Source organism: Streptomyces sp. NPDC002602 (genome assembly GCF_042889445.1).
Lineage (GTDB): Bacteria > Actinomycetota > Actinomycetes > Streptomycetales > Streptomycetaceae > Streptomyces.
In genome coordinates, this window is record NZ_JBIAQX010000004.1 from 438,964 (window position 1) to 455,300 (window position 16,337).

The 16,337-nt window shown below is 75.0% G+C and carries 12 protein-coding genes; 9 read left to right on the top strand and 3 right to left on the bottom strand.

Going from position 1 to position 16,337, the window contains the following annotated elements:
- Positions 1-17 precede the first annotated feature (17 nt).
- From ACFYW3_RS15085 to ACFYW3_RS15095, 3 genes are all read right to left on the bottom strand, one after another.
- Positions 18-1,235, bottom strand: a complete 1,218-nt coding sequence (locus ACFYW3_RS15085) for an NAD(P)/FAD-dependent oxidoreductase (RefSeq protein WP_389386479.1) — start codon at positions 1,233-1,235, stop codon at positions 18-20.
- A gap of 4 nt (positions 1,236-1,239) precedes the next feature.
- Positions 1,240-1,842, bottom strand: coding sequence for a hypothetical protein (locus ACFYW3_RS15090; protein WP_389386480.1), 603 nt, complete (start codon positions 1,840-1,842; stop codon positions 1,240-1,242).
- A gap of 108 nt (positions 1,843-1,950) precedes the next feature.
- A complete protein-coding gene (locus ACFYW3_RS15095) occupies positions 1,951-2,400 on the bottom strand; it encodes a GNAT family N-acetyltransferase (RefSeq protein ID WP_351751195.1) in 450 nt (149 codons plus the stop codon).
- A 272-nt stretch (positions 2,401-2,672) separates the two neighbouring features.
- On the opposite strand from ACFYW3_RS15095, the gene ACFYW3_RS15100 reads away from it, so the two are divergent.
- The 9 genes from ACFYW3_RS15100 to ACFYW3_RS15140 all read left to right on the top strand — a co-directional run bounded on the left by ACFYW3_RS15100 (position 2,673) and on the right by ACFYW3_RS15140 (position 15,530).
- Positions 2,673-3,647 carry an NADPH:quinone reductase gene (locus ACFYW3_RS15100; RefSeq protein ID WP_351751193.1) on the top strand — a complete coding sequence of 325 codons (975 nt, stop codon included), beginning with the start codon at positions 2,673-2,675 and terminating at the stop codon, positions 3,645-3,647.
- A 96-nt stretch (positions 3,648-3,743) separates the two neighbouring features.
- Positions 3,744-4,283 (top strand): SRPBCC family protein, encoded by a 540-nt coding sequence (locus ACFYW3_RS15105; RefSeq protein ID WP_351751191.1) that lies wholly within the window; start codon positions 3,744-3,746, stop codon positions 4,281-4,283.
- A gap of 42 nt (positions 4,284-4,325) precedes the next feature.
- Positions 4,326-5,921, top strand: a complete 1,596-nt coding sequence (locus ACFYW3_RS15110; protein WP_389386481.1) for a class I adenylate-forming enzyme family protein — start codon at positions 4,326-4,328, stop codon at positions 5,919-5,921.
- Between the two features lie 16 nt (positions 5,922-5,937).
- Positions 5,938-7,917, top strand: a complete 1,980-nt coding sequence (locus tag ACFYW3_RS15115; protein WP_351751189.1) for an FAD/NAD(P)-binding protein — start codon at positions 5,938-5,940, stop codon at positions 7,915-7,917.
- Positions 7,917-9,401 carry a lyase family protein gene (locus ACFYW3_RS15120; protein WP_389386482.1) on the top strand — a complete coding sequence of 495 codons (1,485 nt, stop codon included), beginning with the start codon at positions 7,917-7,919 and terminating at the stop codon, positions 9,399-9,401. The genes ACFYW3_RS15115 and ACFYW3_RS15120 overlap by 1 nt, the downstream gene beginning before the upstream one ends.
- An 88-nt stretch (positions 9,402-9,489) precedes the next feature.
- Positions 9,490-10,872 carry an MFS transporter gene (locus ACFYW3_RS15125; protein ID WP_389386483.1) on the top strand — a complete coding sequence of 461 codons (1,383 nt, stop codon included), beginning with the start codon at positions 9,490-9,492 and terminating at the stop codon, positions 10,870-10,872.
- Positions 10,862-12,952 (top strand): molybdopterin oxidoreductase family protein, encoded by a 2,091-nt coding sequence (locus tag ACFYW3_RS15130; RefSeq protein WP_389386484.1) that lies wholly within the window; start codon positions 10,862-10,864, stop codon positions 12,950-12,952. Before ACFYW3_RS15125 ends, ACFYW3_RS15130 begins: the two co-directional genes overlap by 11 nt.
- Positions 12,949-14,331, top strand: coding sequence for an FAD-dependent oxidoreductase (locus ACFYW3_RS15135; RefSeq protein WP_351751183.1), 1,383 nt, complete (start codon positions 12,949-12,951; stop codon positions 14,329-14,331). Before ACFYW3_RS15130 ends, ACFYW3_RS15135 begins: the two co-directional genes overlap by 4 nt.
- Positions 14,328-15,530, top strand: coding sequence for an FAD-dependent oxidoreductase (locus ACFYW3_RS15140; protein WP_351751182.1), 1,203 nt, complete (start codon positions 14,328-14,330; stop codon positions 15,528-15,530). The genes ACFYW3_RS15135 and ACFYW3_RS15140 overlap by 4 nt, the downstream gene beginning before the upstream one ends.
- The last annotated feature ends 807 nt before the right edge of the window (positions 15,531-16,337 follow it).

Below are 16,337 nucleotides of genomic sequence, written 5' to 3' on the forward strand. Positions count from 1 at the left end.
AGACGGGTGGGTGTGGGTCAGGCGGGTGTGGTGCGGCGGGTGCGGAAGGCGGGGTCCGCCTGGCGCAGCAGTTCGTCGGCGTCGTCCAGCGGTGGGCGGATCCACTGCGCGGTGAGGGTCCGCTTGAGGGTCTTGGCCTCCGCGCCGGTCAGCCGTACGGTCCGCTCCCAACCGGTGGTGGACACCGCGCCCGCCTCTCCCAGGTCGAGGGTGGTGACGTGGGGAGCCGGGCGGAACGGTGCGGGCGCCCGGCCGGTCAGGCTCGCGGCGGCGTTGTGCCCGGCGTGTTTGCCGAGCGGGATGGCGTACTGGCAGCTCGGCGGCGCGAGGTGGTCCGGGTCGGCCCGGGCGGCGGCGGTGTCCCCCGCCGCGTACACCCCGGGGGCGCCGGGGACCCGGAGGAACTCGTCCACCTCCAGGCGTCCGATCGGGTCGCGGGCTCCGGGGACCAGCGCGGTGAGCGGGGCCGCGACGACCCCGCCGGTCCACACGACGGTGCGCGTGGGCAGCACGGCGCCGTCCGAGAGGGTGGCGTCGGCGGGGGTCACCCGTTCCAGGGTGGTGGCCGGGCGGGTTTCGACGCCGAGCCTTTCCAGCGCCTCGACGATCACCGGTCGGGGGCCGGGGCCGAGCCCGGGGGCGAGTACCGGGGCCCGTTCGACGAGGACCACCCGTACCTCGGCGGCGCCGCCGTGAGGTGCGGCGATCGCGCGGAGCCGGCCGACGAGTTCGGTCGCGGTCTCCAGGCCGGTGAGGCCCGAGCCGACGACGAGGGCGGTGAAGCGGCCCGGTGCGACGGGCTCGCCGGGCAGGCCGTGCAGGTGGGTGTCCAGGGCGGTGGCGGAGTCGATGGCGTCGACGTCGAAGAGCAGGTCGGCACCGGGCAGTTCGGGCCGCACCAGACGGCTTCCGCACGCCAGGACCAACCGCCGGTAGGGCACGGTGAGTTCGCGGCCGGTCGCGTCGGCGGCGGTGACCCGCCGCCCGACGGTGTCGATTCCCGTCACGCTCGCGGCGACGCGCCGCACCCCGACCGGTCCGAGGACGCGGTCGAGCGGGACCCTCATGGTGTGCGGGTCGGCCTCGTAGAGCCGGGGCTTGAGCACCAGGTCGTTCCCCGGGGTGACCAGGGTGACCGAGTGGTGGGGGGCGCCCGCCGCCCGGAGGGCGCGGACGGCGGACGCCGCCGCCCAGACCCCGGCGAAGCCGCCGCCGACGACGAGGATGTCCGGCATCGCGCTAACCCTTCGCGCCGTCGGCCCGAAGGCCCCGGTCCCGGGTGATCCGGTCGAGGAGGGCGTGTACCGCGTCCACTGCGTCGGCCGCCTCGCGGGCGTGTGCCGGCATCTCGGCGTCGTGTGCCGCCGTCTCACCGTCGTGTGTCGGCGTCTCGCGGGCGTGTGCCGCCGTCTCGCCATCGTGTGCCGCCGGCTCGCGGGCGTGTGCCGCCGTCTCGCCGTCGTGTGCCGCCGGCTCGCGGGCGTGATCCGCGTCGTACGGGTCCTCGGGCGCGGCCGGGCCGGCCGCTCCGGGGTCGGCCGGACCCGGGGAGATCAGCAGCTCCAGCACGGCGCCGAGGAGCAGGGCGAGCCGGCCTCCGTTGTCCGCGAGGAAGGTCATCGACCCTTCGGCGAGGGCTGCCCGCAGGCGGGGCGGGGTGAGGGCTCCGTCGCCCGCCGAGGCGGTGAGCAGGAGTTCGCCGATGCGGGCCTCCAGCGCGGTCGGCGTCCACCGGGCGCTCGTGTGGTCCCGGCTCAGGGTTGCCAGCAGGGTGCGGACACGGGTGAGGGCGGCCGGCTCCGGGAGGACGGGGCGGGTCGACGAGGGGGCGTGCGTGGTCATGTCGCCAGCGTCCCGGCCGCCGGACAGGGCGTGACCAAGAACCGGCAAGGCGCGGGCGAGGCCCGGTCGTGGGCAGACCGCCGTCCGGCGCGACGGCGGGTGCGGGTCTCAGACCTCGCCGGCGAAGTGCAGGGCGCCGATGGTCAGGCCGTGGCGGTGGTAGAAGCGGTGGGCGCCCTGGTTGGTCACCCCGGAGTCGAGTTCCACGCGGACGCATCCCTCCTCCCGGGCCCGGGACTTCAGGGCGGCCAGCAGCAGCGCGCCGGTCCCGCCCGAGCGCCGGTCCGGATCGGTGACCAGGTCGTCGACGAACAGGATCCGACCGCGGCTGGTGGCGAGGACGCGGTGGGCCGCCACGCCGAGGCAGTGGCCGGTCTCGTCGTAGGCGGCGGTGAACACCAGCCCCTGCGCCTGGGCTTCGGCCGCGAAGGCCTCGAACGCCCGCTCGTCCAGGGCGGGTCGCAGGGTCCGGATGAGCGGGCCGACGTCGGTGGTGACGCGCGGATCACCGAACGGCACCTCGTGGAGCGCCGCGGTGCGCGGCGGGGTCGTGGTCATGACCGGCATCGTAGGGATGGCGGCCGGGCGGCCGATGGAGCGGCGGCCTCGTCCGACTTGACGTCCCGGTCCCGGACTTGACGTGCGGGGCGGGAACGTGACGTCCCGGGCCCGGACTTGACGTGCGGAAGCGGGACTTGACGGACCTCGGGGGTGCGATGCGCCGTCCGGGGGCGCCGAGGTGACACACCGGGGCCGGGGAGGTGACGGACCTCGGGCGGTGATCGCCTCCGGCGGCCCGGGAGCCCTGGAACCGCACCAGAATCCGGGCCATGCGTGCTGCCTACATAGAAGAACTCGGTCCCCCCGACTCCATCCGTCACGGCGAACTGCCGCCGCCCGTTCCCGGTTCGGGCGACGTGCTGGTCGCCGTCGAGGTCACCGCCGTCAACCACGTGGACACCTTTGTGCGTTCGGGTGCCTGGCGAACCCCGGTGCCGTTCCCCTTCGTCGTGGGACGGGACCTCGTGGGGACGGTGGTCTCCGCCGGTCCCGGCGCACCCGGCTTCGCGGCAGGTGACCGGGTGTGGTGCAACAGCCTCGGTCACGCGGGCCGGCAGGGCGCCGCCGCCGAGCGGGTGGCCGTGCCGGCGGACCGGCTGTACCACCTGCCGGCGGGGGTGGATCCGGTGCACGCGGTGGCGTTGGCCCATCCGGCGGCGACGGCGCACCTCGCCCTGTTCACGCACGGTCGGGTCCGGGCCGGCGAGACGGTCCTCGTCCTCGGCGCCGCCGGGAACGTGGGGAGCGCGGCGGTGGTGATGGCCGCCCAGGCGGGTGCCCGGGTGGTGGCCGTGGCCGCCGGTCGCGACGCCGCGTACGTCCGTTCGCTGGGCGCCCGGCACTTCGTCGACTACCGCGAGGAGGACGTGCCGGCCCTGATCCGGGCCGCGGCCCCGGACGGCGTGGACCTGTACGTGGACACCTCGGGCCGCAACGACCTGGAGACGGCGGTGGAGTTGCTCGCGTCCCGGGGCCGGGTGGTCGTCCTCGCCGGACTGCGGACGCGTCCGGTGTTGCCGGCCGGCGCCCTGTACCTCCAGGACCGCTCGGTGCTCGGCTTCGCCATCTCCCACGCCCGTACGCACGAACTGGCGGACGCCGCCGCGAACATCAACCGGTTGCTGGCCGACGGGCTGCTGAAGCCGCACGCGACCGAGGTGCTGCCGCTGAGCGAGGCGGGCACGGCGCACCGTCGGCTCGACGAGGGAAAGGTCCGCGGAAAGCTCGTCCTGCGCGTTTCCTGACGCATTTCCGAATTCGTGGACGCATGGCGTCATCGACCTGACGGATAGCAATTTCGGCCGTTGACCGGCCGCCCCGACAAAGACAGGATTTCAACCATGACGAACATCATCGAAACCTCCCCGCTGTTTGAACTCCGCGCCGACATTTCGGTGAACGCCACGCCCGCGGAGGTCTACGCGGTGGTCAGCGACCTGCCGCGCAGTGCCGAATGGAGCCCGGAATGCATGGGCGGCGAATGGATCTCGGGAGAGCCCTCCGCGGTCGGTTCGATCTTCCGGGGCGAGAACCTGCGCAGCGAGCAGGTCGTCGCCTGGGCCCCGCTGATCCGCGGCACCTGGTACACGGAGGCCCGGGTCACGGCGGCCGAGCCGGGCCGGACGTTCCGCTGGATGATGCTCACGCACGCCCAGGAGGACCAGGAGAGCGTCTGGGGCTTCGACGTGAAGGCCGACGGGTCGGGTTCCGTGCTCACCCACCACTTCCGGATGGGAAAGGCGACCGCCGGAATCCACAAGATCGTCGCGGATCTGGACGAGGCGGGGCGCCGGAAGTTCGTCGACGACTGGACGGCGAAGCTGGTGCAGGATCTCGACGCCACTCTCTCCCGCATCAAGGACGTCATCGAGAAGGCCTGAATTCAGACCGGCATCGGCAATTCACGGACGAGAGAGTGACGCATGTTCCTCCAGCGCATAAACAACAAGGGAATTCGGCTCGGCACGCTGTTCGATCGAGCGGCCGCCCGACACCCCGGCAATTTCGTGATCCTCGACCACGATCTCGACATCGCCCCCGAGCTGAGCCGCAGGGCCACCCTCACGGAGGTCGCCGAACTGGTGGCGGAGCTGGCCTCCCGGCTGTGGTCGGTGCAGGTCCGCCCCGGTGACCACGTGGTGGTGCACAAGGGGGACGGGTTCGACATCACCCTGCTGGCCTGCGCCATCGCCCGCGTCGGGGCCGTCCCGGTGCTGCTGTCGCCCAAGTTGGACGGGGCGACCGTCGCCGAGCTGCTGCGGCGCGTGGGCCGGCCGTTCCTGGTCACCGACCAGGAGAAGCTGGAACACTCGCTGCCCGCCGAGGTCATGACCCTCTCCCGGGAAGTGCTGCTCGCCTCCGGAACGTACGAGGGCGCGACCGCGTTCGCCGCGCTCGCCGGGGCACCGCGGGTGCCGGCGGTCGCCATGCCCGCCGACCATCCCACCCTGATCACGCACACCTCGGGCACGACCGGCACGCCGAAGCTCGCCGTGCACACCGGCACCAGCTTCCAGGCGCGCTACCGGCCGCAGGCCACCGTGGTGTCGACGGCCGTGCGGCGCAGCGAACCGATCGCCGTGCACGTCTCGTTCGTCCACTCGCGGATGTTCACCGCCATGCCCATCGCCGTGCTCCAGGGCCATCCGCTGATCGTGTTGCGCGACGACGACCCGGAGACGGTCGGAGACCTGTTCAGCCAGGTGCCGCCGGGGTTCATCGAGGCGCACCCCAACACCTTCCTGCGCTGGGAGGTGTTGGCCGAGGACCCGCGCCGGCCGTTGGCCAACGTGAAGTACTTCTCCAGCACCTTCGACGCGATCCACCCCCGGACGGTGAACCGGCTGCTCCAGGCCTCCGGGCGGAAGAACCGCCGGTTCGCGCAGGCCTACGGCCAGAGCGAGGTCGGCCCGATCGCGGCCCGTACGTACTCCCTCAAGGACGGCGCCGACTTCAACGGCCGGTGCGTGGGCGTGCCGTTCCCCGGGATGACGGGGGTACGGGTCGTCAGCCGCGACGGCAACCCGCCGGACAAGGACAACCCGGGCTGGATCGAGGTCCGCAGCGACGGCCGGATCATCAGCTACCTCGGCGAGCACCAGCGCTGGGAGAAGCAGGTCAACGACGGCTGGTGGCGCATGGGCGACGTCGGCTACCGCACCAAGTGGGGCTGTCTGCACCTGCTGGATCGCGAGGTGGACGAGATCCCGGGCGTCAAGAGCACCCTGGAGATCGAGGACAAGCTGTTCACCCGCGTCCCCGAGCTCGTCGAGGTCATCATCATCCCCGGCCCCGACGGCACCGCCGTCCCCGTGGTCAGCACCCGGGACGACAAGCCGCTGGACCTGGCCGCCTGGCAGTCGGCCGTGGTCGGGCTGCCGCCGCTGGCGGAGCCCGTGCAGTGGCGGCTGGAGGACCTTCCGCAGACCGCGACCACGAAGATCAAGCGCCTGGAGCTGGCCCGGCTGCTCGGCGCCGGCGAGTCCACGAGCACCGCCAACCAGTCGTCCGCGCAGTAGGAATGGGAGTTCCGCAATGAAGAAGAGCCGAGTAGAGCTCGCCGTCATCGGCGCCGGACCGCGCGGCCTGTCCGTCCTGGAGCGGCTGATCGCCGCCGAGCGGACCGCGCCTTCGCGCGAGGGCGTCGTGGTGCACGTCGTGGACCCCTCCGCGCCCGGCGCCGGAACGGTGTGGCGCACGGCCCAGTCCCGGCACCTGCTGATGAACACCGTGGCCTCGCAGATCACCGTCTTCACGGACCACAGCGTCCGCATCGACGGGCCCATCGAGCCGGGCCCGAGCCTGTACGAGTGGGCGCAGGGCCTGGCCCTGCTCGGGGACCGTGACAGCCACGACGAGGCCACGCTGGCCGAGGCCCGCCGGATGGGCCCGAACACGTACCCCACGCGCGCCTTCTACGGCACCTACCTGGGCGACTGCTTCCGCCGGGTCGTCGAGAGCGCGCCCGGCCACGTCACGGTGCACGTGCACCGGACGCGGGCGGTGGCCATGGCCGACACCCACGGGGTGCCCGGTGGACCGCAGGGCGTGCGGCTGGAGAACGGCGTCCGGCTGAACTCGCTCGACGCCATCGTGATGGCGCAGGGGCACGTGCCGGCCCGACTCACCAGCCGGGAGGCCCGGACGGCCAGCCTGGCCCGGATCCACCACCTCACCTACCTCACGCCCTCGAACCCGGCGGACCTGGACCTCAGCGGCATCGAGGCCGGCCAGAACGTGCTGCTGCGCGGTCTGGGCCTGAACTTCTTCGACCACATGGCGCTGCTGACGGCGGGCCGCGGCGGGGCCTTCGAGCGGGAGGGCGACAAGCTCGTGTACCGCCCGTCCGGGCAGGAGCCCCGGCTGTACGCGTTCTCGCGGCGCGGCATCCCGTACCACGCGCGCGGCGAGAACGAGAAGGGCGCGCACGGGCGTTACTACCCGCGGCTGCTGACCGCCGAGTTCATCGCGGCGCTCAAGGAGGACGCCCGGGACGGCCGGCCGGTCAGCTTCAGCGCCGACCTGTGGCCGCTGATCGCCCGCGAGGTGGAGAGCGTCTACTACGGCACCCTGCTCACGCAGCGCGGCCGGGACGCCGAACGCGAACCGTTCGTCGAGCACTACCTGGCACTGGAGCCGGACGCCGACGCCGCGCCACTGCTGACGGCGCACGGCATCGAGGAAGCCGACCGATGGGACTGGGAGGGCCTCTCCCGTCCCTACGGCGACCGGGTGTTCACCGGCCGCGCCGACTTCACCGCCTGGCTGCTGGAGTACCTGGCCCGCGACGTGGTCGCGGCCAAGCAGGGGAACGTCAGCGGTCCCGTGAAGGCCGCCCTGGACCTGCTGCGCGACCTGCGCAACGAGATCCGGCTGGCGGTGGACCACGGCGGGCTGGAGGGCACCTCGCACCGCGACGACCTGGAGGGCTGGTACACGCCGCTGAACGCGTTCCTGTCCATCGGCCCGCCGGCCTCCCGGATCGAGGAGATGGGCGCCCTGATCGAGGCGGGGGTCCTGACCGTCCTCGGCCCCGGGGTACAGGTCCGCATCGACACGACCGCGCAGCTCTACGTGGCCGAGTCCTCGGTGGTTCCCGGGCCGGCGATCCGCTCGACCGCGCTGATCGAGGCTCGCCTGCCGGAGCCCGATCTGCGGCGCACGGCCGACCCGTTGCTGCGCCACCTCCTGGACACCGACCAGGCGGCCACCTACCGCATCGACGCCGCGCAGGGCACCACGTACGAGACGGGCGGGCTCGCGGTGACCGAGCGGCCGTTCCACATGCTCGACGCCCGGGGCCGCGCGCATCCGCGACGGTTCGCGTACGGGGTGCCCACCGAATCGGTGCACTGGGTGACCGCGGCGGGCATCCGCCCGGGCGTGGACTCGGTGACGCTCGGGGACTCCGACGCCATCGCCCGCGCGGTTCTGGACCTGCCCGCGGTGGCGCACGTGCCGGCCGGGCTGGGCCCGGTGGACGCGGGCACCGACCTCACCGGAGTGATCGTCTGATGCCCGGCGGTCTGCGCCTGGTCGACCCGGCCGCGCCCCCGCCGGCGGCCGAGGTCGAGCCGGCCGCCGCGACGGCGCCCGACGCGGGCCTGCTCTCACCGGTCCGCGCCGGCACCCCCGTCGAGGCGGTGACCGGGGACCCCGCCTGGCTCCAGGCCATGTTGGACGCCGAGGCGGCGCTGGCCCGGGCCCAGGCCCGGCTGGGCACCCTGCCCTGGCAGGCCGCCGACGCCATCACCGACGCGGCCCGGGCGGAGCGGCTGGACCTGCGCGAGCTGGCCGTCGCGGCCCGGGAGACGGCCAACCCGGTCGTGGGCCTGGTGCGGGCGCTGACCGCGGTGGTCGCGGCGGACTCCCCGGAGGCCGCCGAGTACGTGCACCGCGGTTCCACCAGCCAGGACATCTTCGACACCGGGGCGATGTTGGTGGCGCACCGCGCGCTGACGCTCGTCCGGGAGGACCTGACGCGTACCGCGACGGCCCTGGCCGCACTGGCCGGGGAGCACCGGGACACGCTGATCGCCGGTCGGACGATGGCGCTGCACGCCGTGCCGACGACGTTCGGGTTGAAGGCGGCGGGCTGGCTCCAGTTGGTGCGCGAGGCCCGGGAGCGGCTGACGAGGGTCCAGGAGAAGGGGCTGCCCGTCTCGCTGGGCGGCGCGGCGGGGACCCTGGCCGGGTACGTCGAGTACGCCGTCCTCGACGGCCCCGAGGGCTCCGAGGACGTGCTGGACCCGGGGGTCTTCCACGACCGGCTGGTCGCCGCGTACGCCGCCGAGACGGGCCTGGCCCGACCGGCGTTGCCGTGGCACAGCCTGCGCACGCCGCTCGCCGACCTGGCGGCGGCGCTCGCCTTCACGGCGGGGGCGCTCGGGAAGATCGCCGTGGACGTGCAGGGCATGGCCCGGACCGAGGTCGGCGAACTCGCCGAACCGGGCGGCGCCGGGCGGGGAAGTTCCTCCGCGATGCCCCAGAAGCGCAATCCGGTGCTGTCCACGCTGATCCGCAGCGCGGCCCTCCAGGTCCCGGCCCTGGCGGGCGCGCTGACGGCCTGTCTGGTGTCGGAGGACGAGCGGTCCGCGGGCGCCTGGCACGCCGAGTGGTTGTTGCTGCGGGAGTGCCTGCGGCTGGTGGGTGGCGCCTCGCACACGGCCGTGGAACTGGCCGAGGGGCTGGAGGTCAGGTCTGAGCGGATGCGCGCCAACCTGGACCTCACCGGCAGCGCGGTGGTCTCGGAGCGGATCGCGGCCGTGCTCGCCCCGCGGCTCGGAAAGGCGGCGGCCCGCACGCTGTTGAACGAGGCCACGGCGACGGCCGGCGCCGAGGGGCGCCCGCTCGCGGACGTCCTCGCCGAGGCCCCCGAGCTGGCGGGCGTCCTGGGGCCGGCGGCGCTGGCGGGCCTGTGCGATCCGGCCGGGTACACGGGCGCGGCCCGCGCCCTGGTGGAACGCGCCCTGGCGGAACCCGCTCCCAAACGGCCCTGAGCGTAGTCGAGTTGCCCCGAGCGCTTTGAGCGGCACCCCGTCGGGCCCGGTGCGCCGAGAGGCGGACCGGGCCCCAGAGAGGAGAGACATGAGGACCAGGCCCGCCGCCGGGCGGTGGATCGAAGGCTGGAACCCGGAGGACGAGCAGTACTGGGAGCGCACCGGGAAGCGGATCGCGCGCCGCAACCTGGTGCTGTCCGTGCTGTCCGAGCACATCGGGTTCTCGGTGTGGAGCATGTGGTCGGTGCTCGTGCTGTTCATGTCGCCGGAGATCGGCCTCGGGTTCACCCCCGGTGAGAAGTTCCTGCTCGTCGTGGTGCCGACCCTGGTGGGCGCCGTGTTGCGGCTGCCGTACAGCTGGGCGGTGACCCGGTTCGGCGGCCGGAACTGGACGGTGTTCGCCTCCGCCGTGCTGCTGGTGCCGGCGCTGCTCGCGTTCGTCTTCGTGCAGCGCCCGGGGACCCCGCTGTGGGTGTTCCTGGTCATCGGCGCCACGGCCGGGGCGGGCGGCGCCAACTTCGCCTCCTCGATGACCAACATCACCACCTTCTTCCCGCAGAACCGCCAGGGCTGGGCCCTGGGGGTGAACGCCGGCGGCGGCAACCTCGGCGTGGCCGTGGTGCAGTTGCTGGGCCTGCTGGTGATCGCCACGGCCGGGGACACCCACCCGTCGTACGTGGCCGCCGTCTACCTCCCGCTGATCGTGCTCGCCGCGCTGCTCGCGGCCCTGAAGATGGACAACGTGGACGCGGTCCGGGCCCGGCCCGGGGCGCTGCGCGAGGCCGCCGCGAGCCGTCACACCTGGTTCATCTCCTTCCTGTACATCGGCACGTTCGGTTCCTTCATCGGCTACGGGTTCGCCTTCGGGCTGGTGTTGCAGAACGAGTTCGGCTCGACCCCGCTCGAAGCGGCCTCGTACACGTTCATCGGCCCGCTGCTCGGCTCGGTGTCACGGCCGCTCGGCGGGAAGCTCGCCGACCACTGGGGCGGGGCGCGCGTGACCCTGTGGGCCTTCCTCGCGCTGGCCCTGGGAACCGCCGGGCTGCTGCTGGCCTCGCGGGCCGGGTCCTTCGGTGCGTTCGTCGCGGCCTTCACCCTGGTCTTCGTGCTCAGCGGGCTCGGCAACGGCTCCACGTACAAACTGATCCCGGCCGCGGCCGCCGCCGAGGCGGAGGCCACCATCACCTCGGGCGGCGAGGCCCGGCAGGCCTTCGCCCGGGCCCGTCGGATCTCGGGCGCCGCCATCGGGATCGCGGGCGCCGTCGGCGCGCTGGGCGGGGTCGCCATCAACCTGGCGTTCCGCGCCTCCTACCAGGGACCCCAGGGCAGCGGCACCACCGCGTTCGCCTGCTTCCTCGGCTACTACGCGCTCTGCGTGCTGCTCACCTGGACGGTGTACCTGCGGCCCGGGCGACGGGTCGCCCAGGCACCCGCCCCGGCGCGCGAGCCGAGGCCGGCCCGTGTCCGCTGACCTCGCCGCGGCGCCCGAGGCCGCCACGCACTGCGCGTACTGCGCCCTCCAGTGCCCGACCGTGCTGCGCGACGAGGGCGGCGCGGTCGTCGTCCGGCCGGCCGACCCCGCCGGGGGCGGCCTGTGCCAGAAGGGCTGGACGGCCCCCGCGGTGCTCCGGGCCCCCGACCGGCTGCGGACCCCGCTGGTGCGCGGCCCCGACGGTCAACTGACCCCCACCGACTGGGACTCCGCGCTCGACCTGGTCGCCGGTCGCCTCGCACGGCTGCGCGGGGAACACGGCGCGGACGCCGTCGGGGTGTTCGGCAGTGGCGGACTGACCAACGAGAAGGCCTACCTGCTCGGCAAGTTCGCCCGGGTGGCGCTCGGCACCAGCAGGATCGACTACAACGGCCGCTTCTGCATGTCGTCGGCCGCCGCCGCCGGGAACGCGGCCTTCGGGCTCGACCGGGGTCTGCCGTTCCCCGTCGCGGACCTCGGGCGTGCGGAGGTCATCCTGCTGGCCGGCGCCAACCCCGCCGAGACGATGCCGCCGTTGATGCGGCACTTGAACCGGGCGCGCCTCGTCGTGATCGACCCGCGCCGCACCCGTACCGCCGAGCTCGCCGCGCTGCACCTCCAGCCCGTGCCGGGCACCGATCTGGCCCTGGCGCTCGGCCTGTTCCACCTCGCCGTCACGGAAGGCCTGCTCGACGAGGCGTACCTGGCCGAGCGCACCACCGGCTTCGACGAGGCCTGGCGGCGGGCCGTGGCCTGGTGGCCGGAGCGGGTGGAGGGGATCACCGGCGTACCGGTCGCGGACATGCGCGAGGCCGTGCGGATGCTCGCCGGGGCGGACCGCCGGTACGTGCTCACCGGGCGCGGCGCCGAACAGCACAGCAAGGGCACCGACACGGTGTCCGCGTTCGTCAACCTGTCGCTCGCGCTGGGCCTGCCGGGCCGCCCGGGCAGCGGGTACGGCTGCCTGACCGGCCAGGGCAACGGGCAGGGCGGACGCGAGCACGGCCAGAAGGCCGACCAGCTCCCCGGGTACCGGATGATCACCGACCCGGCGGCGCGCGCCCACGTCGCGGGCGTCTGGGGCGTGGACCCCGACACCCTGCCCGGCCCGGGCATGGGCGCCTACCAACTGCTCGACTCCCTGGGCACGCCCGGCGGCCCCAAGGCCCTGCTGGTCCTCGGCTCCAATCCGGCGGTGTCCGCCCCGAACGCGGCGCACGTGTCGCGTCGGCTGGCCGCGCTGGACCTGCTGGTCGTCGCCGACTTCGTGCCGTCCGAGACGGCGGCCCTGGCCGACGTGGTGCTGCCCGTCACCCAGTGGGCGGAGGAGGAGGGCACCCTGACCAATCTGGAGGGGCGGGTGGTGCGCCGTCGCCCGGTCCTGGCCCCACCGCCCGGGGTACGGACCGACCTCGACGTGCTGCACGGGCTCGCGGTGCGACTGGGACAACCCCCCGAACGGTTCCCGACGCAGCCGCGCACGGTCTTCGAGGAACTGCGCCGGGCCTCCGCCGGGGGCCGCGCCGACTACGCGGGGATCAGCTGGGAACGGCTCGACGCGGGCGAGGAGTTGTACTGGCCCTGCCCGGCGGACGACGGCGGCGCCCGGCATCCCGGTACGCCCCGGATGTTCCTGGACCGCTTCGCGCACCCGGACGGTCGGGCCCGGTTCGCCCCGGTGGAGGACCGGGACTCCGCGGAGGTCCCGGACGCCGGGCGGCCGCTCCTCGCGACGACGGGCCGGGTCCTGGCCCACTACCAGTCGGGGGCGCAGACCCGCCGGGTACCCGAACTGATGGCCGTCGCACCGGAGGTGTTCGTCGAGGTCCACCCCGACACGGCCGGGCGCTTCGGACTGACCGACGGCGCACGCGCCCGGGTCGTCTCCGCGCACGGGGCGGTGGTGGCCCGGGTCCGGCTGGTGGAGAGCCTGCGCGCCGACACCGTGTTCGTGCCGTTCCACTTCCCCGGCGCGGGCCGGGCCAACCTGATGACCGGGCCCGCCCTGGACCCGGTCAGCGGCATGCCGGAGTTCAAGTTGGCCGCCGTCCGCGTCGAACCCTGGTCGGAGCCCTCGTGAACCGGATCGTCGTCGTCGGCCACGGCCCGGCCGCCCACCGCCTCCGCGCCTCCCTGTACCGGCTCGGGCACCGGGGTCCGGTGACCGTCCTGGGAGCCGAGCCCCACGCCGCCTACAACCGGGCCCTGTTGCTGTCGGTCCTGGACGGCACCCTGCCCGGCCGCGCCCTGGAGCTGGCCGCGCCGCCGGGGAACGCGCGGGTGCGCCGCGCGGCCGTCGTGACCGGCATCGACCGTGCCCGACGCGAGGTCCGTACCGCCGACGGGACCGGGTACGGGTACGAGGTCCTGGTGCTGGCCACCGGGGCCCGCCCGCGGTCCCCCGGCTTCGACTCCCCCGCCGTGCGCCGACTGGGCACCCTCGCCGACGCCGAACCGCCGCCCGAGGGGCCGGTGGTGATCGCCGGCGGCGGGCTGCGCGGGGCGGCGGCCGCCGCCGCGCTGAACCGCGCCGGGCACGAGGTGACGTTGGTGCACTCCGGGCCTCGGCTCGCCCACCGCGACCTCGACGGGCCGGCCTCCGCGGTACTGGCGCGAACCCTGGAGAAGGCCGGCGTGGCCTTGGAACTCGGCCACCGGGTGGCCGGCGCCGAGCACGGCAAGGCCGTGCTGGACGACGGCCGGCTGCTCGCCGCGACCACCGTGCTGGCGTGCGCGGGCAGCGTCCCGGAGACCGCGCCGGCCCGTGCGGCGGGGCTGGAGGTGCGGCGCGGGATCGTGGTGGACGACCGGCTGCGCACCGGCGATCCGCGGATCCACGCCATCGGGGACTGCGCCGAACACGCGGGCGCCGCCGGGGACTCCCTGACGTCGGCGTGGGAACAGGCGGACGCCCTCGCGGGCATCCTGACCGGCTCGGACAGGCCGTACCGGCCGACGCGGCGCGTGCTGCGCCCCGGGATCCGGGGATTGGACCTGACGGTCGTCGGCCCGGGCGGGGAGCCGGACCCGGACCGGGAAGCGGCCCCCGGTGAGGAGACCGTGTCGCTGTCCGATCCCGGCGGCGGGCGGCACGCCCGACTGCGGCTGCGCGACGGCCGGATCCGGTCCGGGATCGTCGCCGGGTTCCCGCAGGCCGTCGCCGCCGTGGGCCGGCTGTACGCGCGGGACCTCCCGGTGCCGAGCGACCGGCTGGCCCTGTTGATCGGTTCCGCCGGCGGGTACGCGGCCTCGGGCGCGCTGCCGGACACGGCCGTGGTCTGCCAGTGCAACAACGTGACCCGGGGGGCCCTTCGGCGGGCCTGGGACGGCGGTGCCCGCGCCGTGCCCGCGCTCGCCGCCGCGACCCGGGCCACCACGGGCTGCGGGACCTGTGTCGCGACGGTGGGCCGGCTCTGCGCCGAACTCGACCGATCCGCGGAAGGGGGGCACCGCCCGTGAGCGGGACCCTGGTCCTCGCCGGCCACGGCATGGTCGGCCACCGACTCCTCGAACTCCTGCGGGCCGACGAGCGGTTCACGTCGTGGCGGATCGTCGTCGCGGCCGAGGAACCCCGCGCCGCCTACGACCGGGTGGCGCTCTCCTCGTACCTGGACGGCCGGAGCGCGCAGGACCTGACACTGACCGGACCCGAGGTCCTGGAGGACCACCGGGTCGAACTGCGGCTCGGCGTTCCGGTCACCGCGATCGACCGGGCGGCCCGTACGGTGACCTTCGCGGACGGCTCGGAGGTGCGGTACGACGCGCTTGTGCTGGCCACCGGGTCGAAGCCGTTCGTGCCGCCGATCCCCGGTCACACCCTGCCGGGCTGCTTCACGTACCGGACCCTCGCGGACCTCGACGCCCTGCGCGCGGCCGCCGAACCGGGCGCCGCCGGCGTGGTGATCGGCGGTGGGCTGCTGGGCCTGGAGGCGGCGCAGGCCCTGCGTTCGCTGGGGATGCGACCCCATGTGATGGAGGTGGCCCCGCACCTGATGCCCCTCCAACTCGACGCGGGCGGGGGCGCGGTGCTGGCCCGCCTGGTGGGCCGGCTCGGCATGAGCGTGCACTGCGGTCGCGGCGTGGCGTCCGTGGACGCGGGCCCCGACGGGTGGGTCCGCGGGGTGACGCCGGCCGACGGCGACATGCTGCCCGCCCGTTGCGTGGTGTTCTCGGCGGGGGTCCGCCCGCGCGACGAACTGGCCGGGCCGGCCGGGCTGTCGCGCGGCGAGCGGGGCGGTTTCCTGGTGGACGCCCACTGCCGAACCGAGGACCCCCGGATCTGGGCGATCGGCGAGTGCGCGGCCGTCCTGGGCCGCTGCCACGGCCTGGTCGCCCCCGGCTACCTGATGGCCGAGAGCGTGGCCGCACAACTGACCGGCAGGGCGTCCGAGCCCTTCCCGGGCGCCGACACCTCGGCGAAGCTGAAGGTGTTCGGCGTGGACGTGGCCGGATTCGGCGACGTCCACGCCCGGGCCGCGGGCGCGCTGTCGTTCGTACGGGAGGACCACACGGCCGCCACCTACGCCAAGTTGGTCCTCGGCCCGGACGGCCGCACCCTCCTCGGCGGCGTCCTGGCCGGCGACACGCGCGCCTACGGGGAACTCCGCTCGATGCTGGGCCACGAGCTGACCGGGCCCCCGGAGCGGCTGCTCGTCTGAGACGCGGGCCGCGGATCGCGGTGGCCGAGGGGCAGGGTGAGGCAGTGAGGGGCGGGGGGGGGGGGCGGGGCCCCCCCCCCCCCGGGGGGGGCTTCCCGCGGGGGGGGTTCGGGCCCCCCGCCCCCCCCCCCCCCCGTGGGGGCGCCGGGGGCCCCCGCCCGGGCNNNTGTACGTGGGGGGGGGGGGGGGGGGGGGGGGGGGGGGGGGGGGGGGGGGGGGCGGGGGGGGGCGGGGGGGGGGGGGGGCGGGGGGGGGGGGGGGGGTGGGGGGGGGGGGGGGGCCCCCCCGCCCCCCCCCCGCCCCTTCGTGTCGTTCCCGTCGGTGTGGTTCCGGCACACCGGACCGCCCCGCGCCCTTTCGGGACGCGGTCGGCACCGGCGAGGACGGGTGGCGCGAAGGACGGGTGGTGCGAAGGACGGGTGGTGCGCATACCCTCGCCGCGTTCGGTGGCCGCGCACTGTCCGCGGGCGGCGAGGGCGCTGCCCGCCCGGGAGGCGACGTGGCCGTCTCGGGGGTGTCGACGTCCGCGCCGGTATCGGTATCGGTGTCCGTGTCCGTTTCGGGACCAGAGCCCGCACCCAGATGGAGGTCGGTGACGACAGCGCCTCCCCGGAGCGCCGACCGGGGCCTTCGGCACGCCTTCGCCGGTCAGGCCGGGGCGGGGCGGCTCGCAGCGAGCGCGCCGTGCGGCGGTCGGCGGCCGGCAGTCGGCGGAACCGGGTGGTCCTCGTACCCGACGTCCTGCCCGGCGCCCCTGACCTGCGGCCCTCATCGCGCCCGGGCCCCACGGTGTCGAGCGGCCGGGCG

Bases quoted from the DNA above. Each gene is read 5' to 3' on its own strand.
- ACFYW3_RS15085 (WP_389386479.1), bottom strand. From the start codon at position 1,235: ATGCCGGACATCCTCGTCGTCGGCGGCGGCTTCGCCGGGGTCTGGGCG.
- ACFYW3_RS15090 (WP_389386480.1), bottom strand. From the start codon at position 1,842: ATGACCACGCACGCCCCCTCGTCGACCCGCCCCGTCCTCCCGGAGCCG.
- ACFYW3_RS15095 (WP_351751195.1), bottom strand. From the start codon at position 2,400: ATGACCACGACCCCGCCGCGCACCGCGGCGCTCCACGAGGTGCCGTTC.
- ACFYW3_RS15100 (WP_351751193.1), top strand. From the start codon at position 2,673: ATGCGTGCTGCCTACATAGAAGAACTCGGTCCCCCCGACTCCATCCGT.
- ACFYW3_RS15105 (WP_351751191.1), top strand. From the start codon at position 3,744: ATGACGAACATCATCGAAACCTCCCCGCTGTTTGAACTCCGCGCCGAC.
- ACFYW3_RS15110 (WP_389386481.1), top strand. From the start codon at position 4,326: ATGTTCCTCCAGCGCATAAACAACAAGGGAATTCGGCTCGGCACGCTG.
- ACFYW3_RS15115 (WP_351751189.1), top strand. From the start codon at position 5,938: ATGAAGAAGAGCCGAGTAGAGCTCGCCGTCATCGGCGCCGGACCGCGC.
- ACFYW3_RS15120 (WP_389386482.1), top strand. From the start codon at position 7,917: ATGCCCGGCGGTCTGCGCCTGGTCGACCCGGCCGCGCCCCCGCCGGCG.
- ACFYW3_RS15125 (WP_389386483.1), top strand. From the start codon at position 9,490: ATGAGGACCAGGCCCGCCGCCGGGCGGTGGATCGAAGGCTGGAACCCG.